A 17137-nucleotide genomic window follows, 5' to 3' on the forward strand; every position below is an offset into this window, starting at 1 on the left:
ACATTCGTGCGTGGTGTGTTCGCTAGGCAAAAGTTGCGAACAGATCATTGGCGGCGGATGAACAGGGTTTGGTCGCACCGCTGGGCGATGTCCATCCGATTGGTAAAGACGAGCAATGTCCAATCGGGGTTCTCGGGAGCGATGTGCTGCCACAACGATTCGCGAACCGTTGCGTCTAGCTCGTCCAACAACCCGTCGATGACCAAGAGTTTGGGACGAACCGCTAGCGCTCGAGCGATCAGCAACCGCAGGACTTGTTCCTGCGACAGCGGGTAGCCACCGGTTTGCAGCGAAGTTTGAAGACCGTTTTCGAGTTGTTCGATCGTGGCCGTCAAGCCAACTTGGCCGGTCACTTCGCGAACACGGTGTTGCCCGATCCCGCGACGACCCAAGTCAATGTTTTCGCGAACCGTGCCGTGGAAAACATCACGTGTACCGGCATAGCTGATCAGTTTGCCGGAGCCCGATGCGGCGGCCTGAGCGGCTTCGATGCCACAAATTTGAATCAGCCCCTCGGGTACATCCATCAGTCCAGCGATTGAACGAGCCAAGCACGAACGGCCGCTGATGTCATCACCGGTAATCGCAACCCGTTCACCGGGCTGGATGGTTTCGGCGGGGATTCGCGAGGACCAAGCCGTGCCGCAGAATGCAAGGTTCGACCAAGTCACCTTGGCCGGGCCTTCTTCGGTCGGTCCCAGTTCGATCTTTTGGTCCGCCGGGATGTCGACCAAGTGACCAACTTTGTCGATCCCGGCCATCAAGTCATAAAACTTCTCAAGTGATTTGCCCGCCTTTGCAAACGCACCGACGACGACGGTCACGATCAGTTCGCTGGCGACCAATTGTCCCAGCGTCAACGCGCCGCCAATCACCAACCAACCACCGAGAGCCAACACGGCGGTCGAGGCGAGTGTTTGAACCGCGATCGCAAAACCGACTTGCCGGATGACGACGCGAAATTGTCGTTGGCGGGCGGCGATGTAGTCTGCGGTCAGACGGTCGGTCCGTTGAATCGCGAGACCTTCGCCGCCACTGGTTTTGAACACCGATGGTTGTGCGATAACGTCTTGCAACCAGTGCGCGACGCGATACTTGGCGATCGATTCTTCGATCGATGTTCGAATGCCGTTTCGCCCGAGCAACCAGATGATTGAGACCATCGCGATGACGAGCACGATGTCAAATCCGAGCAAGAACGGATGGTAGAACGCCAAGACGATCATCCCCAAAACGGTGGTCAGAACGATCGAGACGCCATCAAGCAACAACACTGCGGTCGCTTTTTGAATCGTCATGATGTCAAAGAAGCGGTTGGCCAATTCGCGAGGGCATTCGCCGCGAAGATGTTGCTGGTTGGCTCGCGGGAATCGGTGGGCGAGGTCGCTGGCGATGCGGACGAATTGGCGACGCTGGATGATTTCCACTACGACGGTTTGCAACACTCGCAGCACACCGGCGATCGAGAGACACGTCAGCAGCATCATTCCCAAAATGATCAACGGTTGAAACTGCGTGCCCCAGCTGACCACGTTGACCAAGGATTCAACCGCGAGCGGCGTCGCGAGAGCCAAGACGCCCGCGACGAGCGCGAACAGCACGACCATCCAAATGTCGCGTCGGTCGAGGTTCAGCAGCGAGATGAATCGACGCAGTGGTGTCGGGTGTTCGTGATGGCCGGCGTGACCATGTGAGGTGACCGAGATCGAATCGCATTCGAATTGCTTGCGCGCGATCAGCATCCGAGGCGCGGGCGACGTCGAGAAAAGCTGGCTGAGCCGATGTCGGCTAATCACCTTCGAATTGACTTGGTCGTTCGTCGAGAACATCTCGACCGATCGCCAGTTCGCTTTCTCGAGGACTCTGAGTGACCCATCGTCGTAGGCCAACACGATGGGGTTGCCTTCGGCGAGAAATCCAAACGCTTCGGCACCCGATTGCAGTTGGGTTTCGTCCAGCACGATGCCGCTTTGCATGGCGCTGGTTTGCAGCACCCACAACGGATCTTCGTCTTCGGGCATCGAATCGTTGGACAACACATCGGCCAGATCGACCGGCAGCCCGAGGCTTTGCCCAATTCGAGTTAGCGCTCGCAGGATCGACTGGTCATCCGGAGCAATCGCGTCAGAAAATGGGGGTGAATCCATACGAGTCAAACAGGGGCAATCGAATGTCGGGGAGCGAAACTCACGAGGTCAAACGTCGCGAGAAGATCGTTTTTCGGTGGGCATACCACGCTGGTCAAACAGCGTGGTTTTCCCGGGACTGGGGTTCGATTGAAGTCGGGCATCGTCTGGTTCGCCGATCCGTGGGAACCAGCCCGGTGTGCCACTGCAGCAGGCCGATTCAGCACGTGCCGCCGACGACTTGCCATTCGCTTTCGGCCCGGGACGTGTTTTCAGTCCGCAGTTGAACCCAAGATCCGTCCGAGTGGTAGCGGTACTTCTGGCCAGAGTCGATGGCGACCATGTGCACCCAGCCGTTTTGCAGCAAATTACGAATGTTGGCATGCTTGGCGATGACCCGGTCAATGGATTCCCGGCTGGCAACCACGACAGTTTGAAGGCGTAAGGGAAGATGCTGCATCTTTAAGCCGCAACCAAGGGATTGGTTCGGCAAACCCGCTTGAAGATCGCCGCCGTTGCCCGACAAGACACCAAATTGACCGACAACATTGTGGATGGTTTTGCATCCGCTGCCGAAAAGAGTTGGATCGACGGTGGAGGCGTAGTATTGCATGTTGATCCAGTGTGCCACGACCATCGGAGCGGTGAGGATGGATTCCAACACGGCACCCTTTGGATCGGTTGTTTGATTGTAGCTGTGAAGGAAGACCCGCCCGTCGAGTGATCGTCCTCGGGTCAATTCTCGAGGCCCGATCAACATGCTGGCATTGCCCGCCAATCCCCATTCAGGACGCGTTTGCGACCAGTCGGACGCACGCGAAATCAGCGAATCGGTGCAGCTCTCGTTCAGCAGCGGCAACCGCTCTTCCCGCGTCAGATGACTGGCGGCATCGGCAACGTTTTGGAGCTCGACGATTCGAGACTGATGCGAGGCTGGAACCGCATCCAAATCCAACCATTCGATTTGGTCGGTGGTGGTGTTGTGCCAAGCGGCGATGACATGGGTCTCGGCGGGAATCTCAATCCCTCGATCCGACAACCGTTTCTGAATCCGTCGATCGTTCAGCAAGATCGCAGCCAGTCTCGCGTTGGGAGCCCCCGAGTGACCTCCGCAGGCACCACAATCCAATCCGGCGGCCATGGCGTTGTTGTCGGTTTGGCTGCCATGCCCGCAGAGAACGACCAAGGGTGCAAAGTCGTCGCTCAGCCCCATGCTGTTGAGGAGACCTTCCACTAAATCGGTTTGCTGATCCAAGTCGATGCCTTGTTCGACCAAGTGATCCAAATCCAGTGGTGTTGCTTCGACGTCGTGCAACTTGGATGGATGTTTGATTCGCAAGCTGTTTCGAAACTTGGGGCTCATCAACCGAGTGGCCAAATCGAAACCTGAGAACAAGCCGATGGTTTCCACAAACGAGAAGCAGCCGACGGCGGAAGTCTGAAGTCGCTTCCAGAGCTTCTTTCCGTTTCGAACCGAGACTTGTTTTTCAGCGGTGTCGTTTCGCGAAGTCGCACAGTCGCCGACGCATGGCGATGATTTTTCTCGCAGAGCAAACTTGGGCGACAACAGCACGGGGGCGTGAGTGTCGCCGGAAGATTGACCGAGCGGGACGTATTCAAATGGCAGTCCAAAGAATCCTGCAATACCGAGCGTGTCGACCGATGCGTCGACTTGCTCGAGGTGGCGTCGAAATCGTTCGGATCGGACGTCGATGCAGAACGCCATTTGCACGGCAGGTTTGGTGGCCAAGTTGGTTGGTTCTTCGAAATCTTCATCAGCAACGTGGTCGGTCGTGAGTTCGCGCACCGGCAACTTGGCGAGCAAGTCGTCTCGGTAGGCAATTTCCATCGCTCGCAACAGGATCTTCCGATCGGATTTGCAATCGTTGTCGGAATCCATCAGCGACAAACTTTGATGATCCAGAACCGACGACCAATTCACCTCGAACAGAAACGCTTCGGAAATCGCAACGTCGTATGCGAGCGACATGGCGAGCAAGCCACGGAAGTCATCAAACTGCATTCGGCCGGTCCCAGTCGGATCGGTCTGCAAACCTTGGTACTTGGTCCATCCGCTCCAACCGGGAAGCGAGAACGCGTGAGCCAAGAGGAACGTTTCCCACAATGCGCGTGGGATGTTCAGGCGTTGCAACAGATGCACGATCGTTGCTTCAACTGTGTGCGGCAGTTCATCAACGAAGTGTCGAAAGCCAGTCAGGCCGAGAATCTCGATCCCTCGATCGATTTTGGCCTTGTTTCGCCAAGCCTGATACAGCGGAAGGTTTCGCCACGGGCTGGCCCAAGTCGATTGGCCTTCGTCGTAGTGAGCCGAACAATGCTTGCCGATTTCGTCTTTCACGATCTCGGTCCAGTCCACTTCACCGTGGGCAGACAGCCGATCAGCAATGGTTGCGATTCTTGGAAGCGACGACTTTTCAGGCATCGTTTGCTTTGAGGCGTCTCCGGTGTGAAGTCTGGTTTGCAAAGCTTTCAGGACGTCTGCTTTCTTCTGCGAGAGATCCTTTCCAGGTGAGTTTTCCAGCAGAGCTGCTTCGATGTGCGACTCAGCAAAGCTGCCAGACTGGTAGTGCGCCGAGAAGTGATCCATCGATGGTAGCAACTCGCATTTCGAGAAGACTCGCAGGTAGTCTCGCGATTCGTGGAAGGAGCGTTCGGACAATCCAGCGTACGGATTCACGGCGATCCAATCTTTCAATGGCCAGACGGGAGAGACCACTTGGCAGACTTGGTCGAGCAACTCTTCGACTTGTCGGTAAACATGTGGATCTTCGTAAGCAGCGGGGACAAAGACGCTGAATGGTTGTGCGTTGGCTTTGGATTTCTTCTGTTCAGGAGCGAGCGTATTCATGATCGATTCGTTGGATGGAAGGTTGGCTTTGTTGGTCAAGAAAGAGCAGAGATGTGTTTTGTGATTCGCCGTCGTGCAGGGTTGGTCGGGGATGTTCTCATGAACCGTTTGGGAGTTGGTCGGTTCTTTTTGTGAGCCGTTTGGGCCTTCGCCCCGGTTCGTTTAGCTCTTCGTACTAGCCGTTTAGGCGTTAGCCGAATGGCACTTACTTCACCCTCCCTCTGGGAGGGTCGGCCCGCTTCGGGCCGGGGAGGGCGAACCTAAAACCCGGTGTGTAGCCCTCCCCTCGCTTCGCTCGACCCTCCCAGGGGGAGGGTGAATTTGTAAAGTAAGTGCCATTCGGCGTTAGCCTCGGTTCTGTGATGTCGGAACCGGGGCTAACGCCCAAACGGCTCACTCTTTGAACAACCGCTCATGCCGAGGCGAAGGCTCGAAAGACGCGTCGGATGCAGTGGTCGATGTAGAAACCGTTGGACGCGTGAATCTGCAGCGTTTGCAACCATGGCGTTTCGCTGGCGGAACGGATTCGCGACTGCAGGACCAGCAATCCGGCGAAGCCAGCCGCGATCGTGGATGTCACGACGAGGTTGTTGGTTGGCGTTGGCAAGCTCGGAAGACTGCCGGCGGTCAACGCGTCCGTTGCCAAGTAGCATCCGACGTAGAGCAAACAGATCAGTCCCGAGATGGCAGTGCACTGCACGACCAGCCACCGAGACCCGGACCGGATGGCTTCACCAATCCAGTGTGACAGGGCCAAGCAAAGAATCCCGCCGAGAATCAACCCGCCGGCTTTCTCGTTGGGCGAGACATTCAGCTGGATCGAGACGATTGCGAACAAGACGCACGCGGCGGTGATGGCGAAGGTTGTCTCATACCAAGTCAGTGGTTGCTTCAAATCGCTCGCGCCGGTGATCGCCTTGGCATCACTGACCACGCTGCCGGATCGTAGAAACGAGTTGGCTTTGTAGAGTGAGTGCGCGACGATGTGCACGGTTGCCGCGGTGTAGGCACCCAATCCGCACTGCAGCATCATGAATCCCATCTGCGCGATCGTGGAATAGGCAAGCGACTTCTTCACGCTGGTTTGAGTCATCATCACGGCGGCCGCCATCACGGTTGTGAACAAACCGATGATCGCTAAGACGTGCAGGTTGGTTGGAACCAACTCAAAGATGGGTGAGAAACGAATCACCAGGTATCCACCCGCGTTGACGATGCCAGCGTGCATCAACGCCGAGACCGGTGTGGGGCTGTTCAGCGTTTCTGGCAACCAAGTGTGGAACGGAAACTGAACCGATTGAATGACGGCAGCGATCATCAAGAACGCACAAGCGGCTAACAGCGTTGTCGGTACGGACTGCGAATCGATCACCATGTTTCCGACGGATGCGAAAATGTCTTGCAAGTAAGGGGAATCGAAGTGGACGAACAGCAGCCCGAACCCAGCAAGCAAAGCCACGTCGCCGACTCGGTTGATCGCGAACTTCGTCCACGCGGCGCGTTTGGCACCGGGTTGTTCGGGATGGAGCACCAACAATTGATGCAGGGCCAAGTTCATGGCGATCCAGGCCACTGCGAACACGACCAAGTGTCCGGATACCACCATCCAGCTGACCGCGCCGATCGTCACCGCACTGAAGCGATAGTAGCGTCCTTGGTTTGGCGATCCGTCCAAGTACTCGATGGAATACTGGCAGGTGACCCAACCAATGAAGGTGACCAAGAGCAGCATCAAACCCGACAGACCATCGAGCAGCACCGGAGACGCGACTCCGAGCTCTCCGGATGAAAGTTCACCTGATGCAAGAAGTCCGTCCGTTGCACCGGAGGCGACACCCCACCACCGGATAGCGAACACGACCAGCAAAACAGCGACCTGCGACGCAACCGCGATGTTGATCCACCGCCGCCAAGAAACCACGTGCCGGCGGGTCAGCGAGTCCGGTACCAAAACGGCTGCGACGAGCGCCGTTGGAAGGAGCATCGGCAAAAAGTTCAACCAATCGGACATCGCGAGCTTCCTCAAAACCTAGAAACGTGAGACATGAAACCGGAGACACGAAAAGTAAAGCACGACAAATATGTCGTCAATTGGTTTTCGTCAGTTTTCTTTGTTTGGTTGAGCCTGATTTTCCTCCTGAACGACGAATTTGGACCGGTTTATGTGGGAAATGGTGCGTTCAACGTGTGGTTTCGATGTCACGAAAAAAAAGACGTGTTTCCGATGTTACAATTCGGAATCACCAGACATTCTGAGGAGTGGCTCAGCTCAAACACTTTGAAATCGCAGGAAACCGCGGCCCAGGCGGACCCAAGACAATGGCAGCGAAGAAAGTCAGTCGCGGAAAGAGTTCCGCACGAAAATCCAAGACCGATCCGGCGACACCGGCGGCCGAGCCAACCGCCGAAAAGAAGTCGTCACTTGATCCTGGGACGGCAGAAGAACGTCGTTCCAGTGCACGCTGGACGTTTCTGACCAACCACGCACACGTGTTGATCGCGTTGCATGCCCGACCGGATTTGGTGCTGCGTGAAGTCGCAGTGGAGGTCGGGATCACCGAACGAGCGGTTCAGCGAATCGTCCAGGACCTGGAAGAAGAAGGATTCATCCGACGCGAAAAAGTGGGACGCAAGAACCACTATGAAGTCTTGCCCGACCAAGCACTGCGTCACCCGATCGAAGCGCACCGCAACATTGGCGATCTTCTCAGGCTCATCACTGGTTGATAAAGACCGACGTTCATCCGCCAAGTTGAACGCTGGACCTTTAGCGAGAAAAACGGTTGAGGTGTTTCGTTTGATAGCAGTTGAATCAAGCGACGGCAGACGATGACGATTCCAACCATTCATGTTTATTGGCAATCAAGCAAACAACTTGGATGAACGAATCGACGTGCATCTTCCGCAAGATGTTTGCGCGATGGGCTTCCACCGTTTTGACAGAGATGTCGAGCTGGGAGGCGATCTGTTTCGACAATCGCCCGTCCATCACCAACGCCAGTATTTCCCGCTCGCGGGGACTCAACGAGTCGATCCGTTTCAGCACGCTTTGATCCGCCAACCACTGCTGACGCAATTGATCGTCCTGTTGTAATGCAGCGCGGACGCGTGTGATGAACAACGAACCATCCAGTGGCCTTTCGAAGAAATCCTGGGCCCCACTTCGCATCGCACGAGAGAGGTCGCAAGCGCGTGGTTCACCTCCCACGATGATGTAGGGCGGGCAATAGCCCTTCTCGGAGATCTGTTCGGCGAGCGTGATACCGGCGACCAGCGAGATACTTAGGTCCATCACCATGCATCCGGGGATGCGAGGATTGTACGACTCGTAGAACTGGCTGGGATGGTTGAATGTTGTGACTGCGAAATCATTCGACCGCAAGAGACTCGACACCGAGTCCCATCGCGATGATGACTCTTCAATCAAAAAGACAGTGGATTCCTTCACGTGAGTACCCCTCATCGTTGAAGCGCGAAACGGACTTTCCGCACCGAAGTGATTGACGTTTTTCTGCTTTGTTCCAGTGGGGGCACTCACTAGAGAACGTGATTTTAAAGCAAGTTTGCTTTTTCGGCACGCCCGTCACAGTGGTAGATTCATCGTCACCACATTGGGGACACGAGAATGAAAACACAATGAAAATGTGAAAATGCAGTGTTAGATGCTTCAAAAGTCGCGTGCGGTTGGTGAGGCGGATTGTCGCGATGAATCTCGTGCTTTTGCGTTGGCACGCACTTGGACGACTCGGAAAAGAGGCGGCCAACGCGAATGACAAAGCCAGGAACGTACTAAACGCGATGCCTCCACAATGGATCCGTTCCCGGAACGTTCGCAGATGCGAATTCATTTGTGATGCGGTTGCGCAAGTGCGTCGCGGAACTGCTGGTCGACGCAACTACCGGCTCGCTTAGACGCGGTTCGCAAGAAGAAAACAGTGGGCGGAAATTTGCTGAAAGCGGTCTGAAGCGATGGCTCACATCGGCGGCCGATCGCAGCAAGTGGCTCTCGGTTTGTCCATTGAATCAAGCGAGTGTTGCTTCCCAACTGTCACCGATCATCGCCGCGATGTCGTGCCTCGGTTGGCTGTTGTACATCACAAAAAACGTCGTGTTGCAAGCGGATTCAACATCGTTGGATCGCTTTCGAGGAGTCACTGCAACGCGAGAACCTAGCCAGCGGGTGGTCGGTTGCGCAGCGGGGAATGCGCGTCCGCTAAAAGACCCGAATGCGGTTTCAGAGATACATAGGGAGAACTACCAGGGGGTTTCCCTATGGTTGAAATGAGCGGCGAAACGCGTCGCCTGAGTGCGAAAGGTTCTAGGGTTGTTAGCCAACGACACGGAGTCGCCGGCAGTAACGCCCACCCATGAGCGATGCGTTTGAAAGGAGTTCAATGTGTCTTGAACGAAGAGTGACAAATGGAAACCTGGATCCTGCACGAGTGCGATGACAAAGCGAATTCCCTTCGCAAAGGAATTCGAGACTTGGGATTGGAATGTCCGCCCGAGCGATCAGTCGAACTCTGTCCCGATAGCGACACGACCGTCGATCCGTTCATCGGTGAGCGGTTGGTCTTCTTGGTGCTCAGTCAAATTCAACCGGAACACTTCGCGGTCCTTCATGCGCTCAAGCATGCCGGCGATTGCAAGGTCGTTGTGGTAGCGACGGTCGTGAACCCGGATTCCATCTTGGAACTGTTCCGTGCCGGAGCGACCGACTTTGTTCGCTGGGGTGAGCCCGTGATCGATGAAGTTGGCAAAGTCATCTCACGTTTGAGATCGGAAACCATTCAGAAGCGATGCGATGGCAATATGCTGGCCGTGATCCCGACCGCATCGGTCAGCGATTCGAATTTGTTGTCTTGCAATTTGGCAGCAACCATCGCCGGTCAGTTGGGCGGATGTGCATTGATCGATATGCGTTGCGGCGGTGGGGATCTCGCGGCGATGTTGAAACTGGAACCCGAACACACGCTTCGATCCTTGTTGAATCAAGATGACGGTGTCGACCAATCAATGGTCGAACAGGCGATGAAGTGTCATCCATGCGGGATCAAACTGCTGGCCAGTCCGCCAATTTGCAGCCGGATGAGTGAACTGAAATCGCAGTGGTGCGAGACCATTCTCAACATGGTGTCCGCCGGCCACGCATGCTCGGTGGTGCAACTGGACGACCCCATTCAGGCGGAAGACCTGGGCGTGTTGGAATCGTTTGATGCGATCGTACTTGCCACGCGGCTCGACGTGGTGTCGCTGCTGAGAACGAAAGAGTACCTGCGTTTTCTCAAGACCAAACAAAAGTCGGATGCTTCGATTCACGTCTTTGCGATGGGAACCGGGCACGCCGGTGAGTTGCCGGTGCGGTCTGTTGAAAAGCTTTTGAAGCTCAATGCGATTCACTGCGTCCCCGACGATCCCGTCGCGGTGACGATGTCATTGAACATGGGCAACCCGGTTGTCTTGGAGTCCTCTTCGTCGCCGATCGCGAAAGCAATTCGTGATGCGACATGGACCATTCCGACCGTCCGCGGTTTGGTCCGGTCTGACAACCTGTGCCCCCCACCGCGGCCGAAGGGTTTGCTCAACAGCATCGGGCTGTCCTTGGTAACCGGTTTGATATCGCAACCGAACCAAGCGGCTAGGCAGGAGTCGTTCGGCTTTTGAATTGTCCGAGCCAGCCATTTTGAAACTGCGATTTCATCATCGCTGGCTCGGACAAATCGAGTCGTTGTAAGTACCTCACCAAAAACAATCACCACTTTTGCTAGTTGCGACGGATCGCATCCATTTCCGAAGGGAACCAGATGATTCGATCAGCAACGATTGATCCCGAAGCCCGCGAAAATCGCTTTCAACAATTGAAAGCCGAGATTCACGAGAAGTTGATCAGCGGGATCGACATGGCCGTCTCACGTTCGGTCAAAGAAGACCGCTTGCGAGAAGAGCTGCGGCGAGGTGCCGAGCAATTGTCTCGCATGCATTCCGATCTGTTGTCCCAAGCCGAACGTCAGCGACTGATTGACGAGTTGGTGGACGAGACGATGGGATTGGGGCCGTTGGAACCATTGATGCGAGACCCTTCGGTCTCAGACATTTTGGTCAATGGTCCCGACTGCGTGTATGTCGAACGGGGCGGCGTGTTGGAACCGACACCGATCAAGTTTCGAGACAACGATCACTTGGTGGACATCGTTCGCAAGATCGCGGGGCGTGTCGGACGTCGGATCGATGAGTCCAGCCCAATGGTGGACGCTCGCTTGCTGGACGGCAGTCGATTGAACGCGGTGATACCACCGTTGGCACTCGATGGTGCGTTGGTATCCATCCGACGATTCTCAACCAAACCAATCACCGCCAAATCGCTGATCGAGTCCAATTCGGCCACGCCGGTCATGTTGGATTTTCTTGCAGCCTGCGTGCGGGCACGAATGAACATTTTGATCTCGGGAGGAACAGGCAGCGGAAAAACAACACTGTTGAATTTGTTATCCGCCTTTGTGCCCAAGGAAGAGCGGATCGCAACCATCGAAGACGCGGCGGAATTGCGTCTGCAGCAACCGCACGTCGCAAGGATGGAAACTCGCGTCTCGAATTTGGAAGGTCGAGGACAGGTGACCGCCAGGGACCTGTTATGCAACGCCCTTCGGATGCGGCCGGACCGCATCATCATGGGCGAATGTCGCGGCGCGGAAGCGTTTGACATGTTGCAAGCGATGAACACCGGCCACGACGGTGGCATGTCGACCATTCACTCGAACGATGCCCGGGAAGCGGTCCATCGACTGGAGATGCTGGTCAGCATGGCGGCCACCGATTTGCCGATGTGGTTCATTCACCGTCAGATCGCCTCGGCGATTCACATCATCGTGCACGTCACGCGAATGCCAGGCGGAGAACGAAAGATCGTTCAGATTTCAGAGGTCACCGGTGTGAACGGCGAAACGGTCAACATGCATGACCTGTTTGTCTATCGCCAGACAGGCATGGACGAGCACGGTCGATCGCAAGGCCGTTTTGAGGCAAAAGGGATTATCCCCCAATGTCTGGAGCGACTGGAACGTCGAGGTTGGAAAGTGTCACGTTCGTATTTTCGTGAAGGTGTTTTGTCTGACGGAAAACTCAATGGTTTGCGGGGGTCACGATGAACGTTTGGATCATATGTGTTGGCATCTTCTTCACCGTTTCGGTCGTGGTCTTTGTTTCCAGCACAGTATTTTACCAACGTGTGTTGCGATATCAGTTTGGAATCCACGAACGATTGGCAACGCTCAGCCGCGAATTGGATGAAACTGATTCGGCGTCATTGTTCAAAGAGTGGTCGCAGGCTGGTTCCACCGGAATGTTGCTGGGGATGTTTGGTGGTTCGTCACTGACGACGCTGTTGAACCAAGCGGGCATCAAATGGACGGTCAAACAATGGTGGGTCACCGTGTTGGTGATCGCAACGGTCGGAACGTTGCTCGGTGGTTACTGGGACATTCGGCTCGGGATCGCGACAGGATTGATTGGGCTGCTTCTGCCGTTTGCATTCCTTTTCGCCAAACAGAACGCACGGAACCAACAACTCAGTCGACAGTTGCCGGAAGTGTTTCAATTGATCAGTCGTGCCGTACGGTCCGGCCAAACGGTGACTTCGGCACTGCAAATGATTGCGGAGGATTGTCCATCACCGATCCGAGAAGAGTTTGCTCTTTGTTATGAGCAACAGGAACTCGGCATGTGGCGGGAGCTCGCGTTTCGAAAACTTGCCGAGCGAAATCAGGTGATGGAACTGCGGATCTTTGTCGTCGCATTGTTGGTGCAGAACCGATCGGGAGGCGATTTGGTCGAGTTGCTCGACAACCTGTCCAAGATGGTTACCAAACGATTGCGATTGCGTGATCGCATCAAGGCGTTGACGGCGGAAGGCCGGATGCAGGCCTTGGTTTTGGTGGTGCTGCCGTTTGTGGCACTGGGAGCCATCGTTTTGTTTTCGCCCGAATACGCGGAGACGCTTTTGGAACGCCCACGATTGCTTGTTGCAACCGGTGTGTCGCAAGGCATCGGGGCGTTGTTGATCCGTCGAATCGTCAACTTTGAGTATTGAACATGTTTGATTTCTTCATGGCTTCTCAGTGGATCGCTCTCGTTGGCATCTTTGCAACGGTATCGATACTGTTTTACCTAGCATTCCTGCTGTGGGATCCGTATTGGCGGATCGTCGATGGTCGCGTTGCCGAAATGCTGCGTGAAGACGACTCGGAAGAAGCGGGCACGGACCAGTCGACCGACTTTGGTGATCCAAAAGAAACGCCCAAGTCAGGCACGACATGGTTGGGTGGCAAAAGTGCTCTGAACTTGGAAAGCCAACTGATCAACGCGGGGATCCATCATCATGGGATGCATCGCAAATTGACGATGCTGCGTTGGTTGTTGTTTCTTGTGCCCCCGATTGTTTTTGGTTCGCTTTGCTACCGAGGCGAAATGCCGCTGAACTGGGCGGTGATGTCCAGTTCGTTTCTCATGCTGTTGGCGTATTCGTTGCCGGTCATGTGGTTGAAACGAGCGGTCCGCAAATATCACCAAATGCTTCGAGCCGCGTTGCCGGATTTCTTGGACCTGATGGTGGTCTGCTTGGATGCCGGATTGAGTCTTCAGGAAAGCATCAAACAGGTGGGTGAAGAGCTCCGTTGGATCCATCCCGCGTTCACTCATGAGATTGACTTGGTTCAGCACGACATTGATTTGGGATCGCCGGTCGACAAAGCCATTCGTCGTTTCGCCGATCGCTCGGGTTACGACGCACTTCGCACCCTCAGTTCGCTGATTCGCGAAGGCCAACGTTTCGGGACCAACGTTTCGGAATCACTCAGCGGGCATGCCGACATGCTGCGATTTCAACGAGAGCAGGCCGCCGAAGAGAACGCTCAGAAGGCATCGGTCAAGATCATCTTGCCGACGATGCTGTTCATCTTTCCCGCGATTTTCATTGTTTTGGTCAGCCCGGCCGCCTTCAAGATTCAGGAGGCGTTTGCAGCGCAATGAATGTCACGCGATCGAAGACTCACCGAAGTCCGATTCGGAGCAAGCATGCTTTGCATCTGAAACGCGCGGGAGCGACGGCAACGGAGTTTGCCATCGTGTTGCCGATGTTCTTGCTGCTCGTTTTTGCATGCTGCGATTTCGCGAGGGTGATTCACTTTCGACAACTCGTTGCCAACGCGGCTCGCGTCGGTGCCACCCATGGTGCGTTGAACCGATTCACCGCCGCCACGGAATCGGATTGGCGAAACGACGTCGTAAATGTGATGCGAGAAGAACTCGCCCACCTGACGTCAACCGACCCGAACGATTCGGTGATCGATGTCCATTTTCGCGATCTGTCCAGCGGTGTTCGTGTGGTGGAAACCGAGGTGACTTTGCCGTTTCGGACCGTGGTGCAGTGGCCCGTGCTCCCAACGGAAATTCAAGTTCATCACCATGCCGAATTTCATCAATTTCGATAGGAGCCCTCGATGTTGAAGTCCAATCACCGACGGTCGAAATCACGCTCCACCAAACGCCGTGGAGCGAGCATGGTGGAAGCCGTGTTCACGTTGCCGATTTTCCTTTGGGTCTTGTTCGCGATGCTGGATTTGGGCATCGCGGCGCTTCGCATGAATGCATTGTCCGATGCGGCTCGTCGAGCAGGTCGGAGCGCTATGATTCACGGATCCATGGTTCCCGATCGCACGGGAAGCTGGGGGCCGACCGCCTACAGCGGCGCGGTCGCCGATGGTTCCCCAATGGTGTCATCGCTTGCCACGTCCATCCCCACGATGGAACCAGATGATGTCAGCGTGCAGATGGCTTGGTTGGACGGCGACAACCGACCGGGCGACCGTGTTCGGGTGACATTGCAATATCAACACACGTCAATCGTTCCGGGGCTGTTGCCCTGGGGACCGTTTGATCTGGAAGGTTCCACAACGATGACGATTTTGAACTAAGGACCGAGCGAGAAAGAAGTGGCATAGCGGGCTGTTGATTTATTAAGCCGCACCGCGTTAGCGGCGGTTAGTCAGACGCCAACCGGGGCTAACGCCCAACGGCTAATGATTGTCATTCGGTATACGACTAAATCAACAGCCTATGCCACACCTGCCGCCTGACACTTGTTTTTCGATTGTTGCTAGGCCGATTGGCAACAGCCTTATTTTTGATGAACCCGACGGGCTTGGAAGCCCATCGTACAGCTCTTTTACCAACCGTTTTCAAACGCTCATTTACCTAACGAACAATGATCCACTCACTACCACGATCTGGGGAACATGACTCGTCGACGTTCTGTGTACGAAGGTCACGGCGTGTCTGTCGCGAAGGCAAGATCCTTGTGTCGATGGCGATCTTGTTGCCGACTTTGTTGGCATTCACCGGTTTGGTATTCGATGGTGGATTGATCGCGACGGACCAGTGGGTGCAACAACACGCGACCGACTCAGCCGCCACGGCCGCGGCACTGAATGTGCTTTCAGGGCAATCCGATCAACTCTCTTCGATCGCCACGGATGTGGTTGCAAATGGGCATTCGCTGCCATCAACCAGCGTCGTCGTGCATCGGCCCCCATCCCAAGGTGCCTACCAGGGCGACATGAAGTATGTCGAGGTGGTCACCACGGGCACCTACGGTTCACGGTTCATCAATTTGTTTGGTGGATTGCGGGAGCATCCGATGGTGACCCGATCGGTCGCTGGGGTCGACTCGGTCAATCCCGGAGCGGCGATCATGATTTTGGATCCCGATCCAGCACCGCTGTCGATCGCAGATCTGCCGACGTTGTTGCAGGATTTGGGACATTTGGAACTGAGAAGTCTGGCGGTCAACCAATACGAACTGGGCTCAATCTTGGACGCGGTTCCGCTGTTGTCAGCCGTGATCGACGGGATGCTGCAAAACGAATTGCTGCAATGCACTTTGGATGCGACGACGGATGTGCTTGATGAGGTCGCCTCCAACACGTTGACGTTGCACTTGCCTGCCCTGACCGCCGGTTTGGAGATCGAAGGGCTGGGTTGTTTGGAGGTCGATGGATCGGTGCATGTCAACAACGCGTGGGGCGGCGTCGATGAACGCGGCAGATGTGTTGGCGGTGATCCGGGGTATCCGAATGCCGTGGCGTGCATGCCATTGTTGTCGACCACTCGATTGAAAGCCGAACACATCCGAGTGGTTGGGGGAGTTGACCGGGAGCATCTGTATCTGCCCTTGGACGATGGCGGCCACTGTCCGCTGCAAGCCAACCGCGCACCGGTGCCCAATCCACTCGAAAGTTTGCCTTCCCCGTTGATGCTTGGTGCGGTGAGTGGCGTGTCGGCTCCTGAGACGGACATCGTTGGCGTCACGTTGTCAGCGAGTGGTGCAGAGGTTGTGCTCGATGAAATCCTCGGTGGACTTTCGTTCTTGTTGAAGCCTGTGTTTGACACGGTGCGGGATCCCATCGAACACAAACTTTGCAACACGACTTACTCGCCGGGCGTGTATCGATCCATGACCGTGATCGCTCCCACCGGAGGCGTGACATTCGAGCCGGGCGTCTATGTGATCTGCGGCAAAAACCCGGTCACCGAGATATCGTTGTGCTTGCTGGGGCCGATCCAAGCCGAAGGGGTGCTGTTCTACATCACCGACGAGGCATCGTTCGATTCCGATGGCAACTTTGTGGAGGAGACGAGCGGCGACGGTGCACCGGGGTCTCACGGAGTCACCAACATCGTGCCGAGCGTGGTGATCGCGCCGTTGCTACCCGGCGGAAAGCTGACGGGATTGAATTCGCCTGGCAACCCGCTCAACGAGATGCTGATCTTTCAACATCCAACCGATCGTCGCCCCATTGTGATGGAGTGCCAGCAGTTGCTTGGCAACAATGCTCTCGCGGGAACGATCTATGCCAAGTGGGGACACGTTCAGTTGGTCGCCGCGTCGGCGGAATTGGACCTCAAGATTGCATCGGGAACGGCTCGCGTGGTGACCGTGGGAACAACACGGCTGTCGCCCAATAATTTGTTTCCGGCAGCGCAGGATGTTTTCCTGGTGGAGTGAATCCGGGGGAAGCAGTGGACTGGAACGTCCACCGCACGGGAGAGGCGTGGGGGCAGGCGGGCAAGGACGCCCGCTTCACGCTTC

General features: G+C 55.7%; 12 protein-coding genes. 8 read left to right on the forward strand and 4 right to left on the reverse strand.

The genetic code is table 11. The features are described from left to right. Positions 1–44: 44 nt before the first annotated feature. The 3 genes from RB_RS02230 to RB_RS02240 all read right to left on the reverse strand — a co-directional run bounded on the left by RB_RS02230 (position 45) and on the right by RB_RS02240 (position 7006). Positions 45–2147 (reverse strand): peptidase domain-containing ABC transporter, encoded by a 2103-nt coding sequence (locus RB_RS02230; protein ID WP_164921383.1) that lies wholly within the window; start codon positions 2145–2147, stop codon positions 45–47. Positions 2148–2346: 199 nt separating this feature from the next. Beyond that, positions 2347–5034 carry a YbcC family protein gene (locus tag RB_RS02235; RefSeq protein ID WP_011118218.1) on the reverse strand — a complete coding sequence of 896 codons (2688 nt, stop codon included), beginning with the start codon at positions 5032–5034 and terminating at the stop codon, positions 2347–2349. Between the two features lie 373 nt (positions 5035–5407). Continuing rightward, entirely contained in the window at positions 5408–7006 is a 1599-nt protein-coding gene (locus tag RB_RS02240; protein WP_164921384.1) for a proton-conducting transporter transmembrane domain-containing protein, read from the reverse strand. A 248-nt stretch (positions 7007–7254) separates the two neighbouring features. Between RB_RS02240 and RB_RS02245 the strand changes: the two genes are divergently transcribed. Beyond that, positions 7255–7722: a helix-turn-helix transcriptional regulator gene (locus RB_RS02245; RefSeq protein WP_011118223.1), complete on the forward strand. Its 468-nt coding sequence runs from the start codon at positions 7255–7257 to the stop codon at positions 7720–7722. 85 nt (positions 7723–7807) lie between these two features. Here RB_RS02245 and RB_RS02250 read toward each other — a convergent pair whose 3' ends face one another. Then, a complete protein-coding gene (locus RB_RS02250; RefSeq protein WP_011118224.1) occupies positions 7808–8443 on the reverse strand; it encodes a response regulator transcription factor in 636 nt (211 codons plus the stop codon). Positions 8444–9414: 971 nt separating this feature from the next. Between RB_RS02250 and RB_RS02255 the strand changes: the two genes are divergently transcribed. The 7 genes from RB_RS02255 (at position 9415) to RB_RS02290 (ending at position 17053) form a co-directional block, all read left to right on the forward strand. Beyond that, a complete protein-coding gene (locus tag RB_RS02255; RefSeq protein ID WP_011118228.1) occupies positions 9415–10659 on the forward strand; it encodes an AAA family ATPase in 1245 nt (414 codons plus the stop codon). A gap of 140 nt (positions 10660–10799) precedes the next feature. Further along, on the forward strand, positions 10800–12140 hold the full coding sequence (locus RB_RS02260; protein ID WP_164921386.1) for a CpaF family protein: 1341 nt from the start codon (positions 10800–10802) through the stop codon (positions 12138–12140). Continuing rightward, entirely contained in the window at positions 12137–13081 is a 945-nt protein-coding gene (locus tag RB_RS02265; protein ID WP_011118231.1) for a type II secretion system F family protein, read from the forward strand. Before RB_RS02260 ends, RB_RS02265 begins: the two co-directional genes overlap by 4 nt. Positions 13082–13083: 2 nt before the next feature. Beyond that, positions 13084–14019, forward strand: coding sequence for a type II secretion system F family protein (locus tag RB_RS02270; RefSeq protein ID WP_007327813.1), 936 nt, complete (start codon positions 13084–13086; stop codon positions 14017–14019). Positions 14020–14069: 50 nt separating this feature from the next. After that, positions 14070–14480, forward strand: coding sequence for a TadE family protein (locus tag RB_RS02275; RefSeq protein ID WP_231846134.1), 411 nt, complete (start codon positions 14070–14072; stop codon positions 14478–14480). A 9-nt stretch (positions 14481–14489) separates the two neighbouring features. Continuing rightward, positions 14490–14963 (forward strand): TadE/TadG family type IV pilus assembly protein, encoded by a 474-nt coding sequence (locus tag RB_RS02280; RefSeq protein ID WP_011118234.1) that lies wholly within the window; start codon positions 14490–14492, stop codon positions 14961–14963. 290 nt (positions 14964–15253) lie between these two features. Beyond that, entirely contained in the window at positions 15254–17053 is a 1800-nt protein-coding gene (locus RB_RS02290; RefSeq protein WP_011118236.1) for a pilus assembly protein TadG-related protein, read from the forward strand. The last annotated feature ends 84 nt before the right edge of the window (positions 17054–17137 follow it).

The organism is Rhodopirellula baltica SH 1, from assembly GCF_000196115.1.
Lineage (GTDB): Bacteria > Planctomycetota > Planctomycetia > Pirellulales > Pirellulaceae > Rhodopirellula > Rhodopirellula baltica.

Excerpts from the sequence above, each read along its gene's own strand:
- RB_RS02240 (WP_164921384.1), bottom strand. The coding sequence starts at position 7,006 with ATGTCCGATTGGTTGAACTTTTTGCCGATGCTCCTTCCAACGGCGCTC.
- RB_RS02270 (WP_007327813.1), top strand. The coding sequence starts at position 13,084 with ATGTTTGATTTCTTCATGGCTTCTCAGTGGATCGCTCTCGTTGGCATC.
- RB_RS02230 (WP_164921383.1), bottom strand. The coding sequence starts at position 2,147 with ATGGATTCACCCCCATTTTCTGACGCGATTGCTCCGGATGACCAGTCG.
- RB_RS02290 (WP_011118236.1), top strand. The coding sequence starts at position 15,254 with ATGATCCACTCACTACCACGATCTGGGGAACATGACTCGTCGACGTTC.
- RB_RS02280 (WP_011118234.1), top strand. The coding sequence starts at position 14,490 with ATGTTGAAGTCCAATCACCGACGGTCGAAATCACGCTCCACCAAACGC.
- RB_RS02260 (WP_164921386.1), top strand. The coding sequence starts at position 10,800 with ATGATTCGATCAGCAACGATTGATCCCGAAGCCCGCGAAAATCGCTTT.
- RB_RS02255 (WP_011118228.1), top strand. The coding sequence starts at position 9,415 with ATGGAAACCTGGATCCTGCACGAGTGCGATGACAAAGCGAATTCCCTT.
- RB_RS02265 (WP_011118231.1), top strand. The coding sequence starts at position 12,137 with ATGAACGTTTGGATCATATGTGTTGGCATCTTCTTCACCGTTTCGGTC.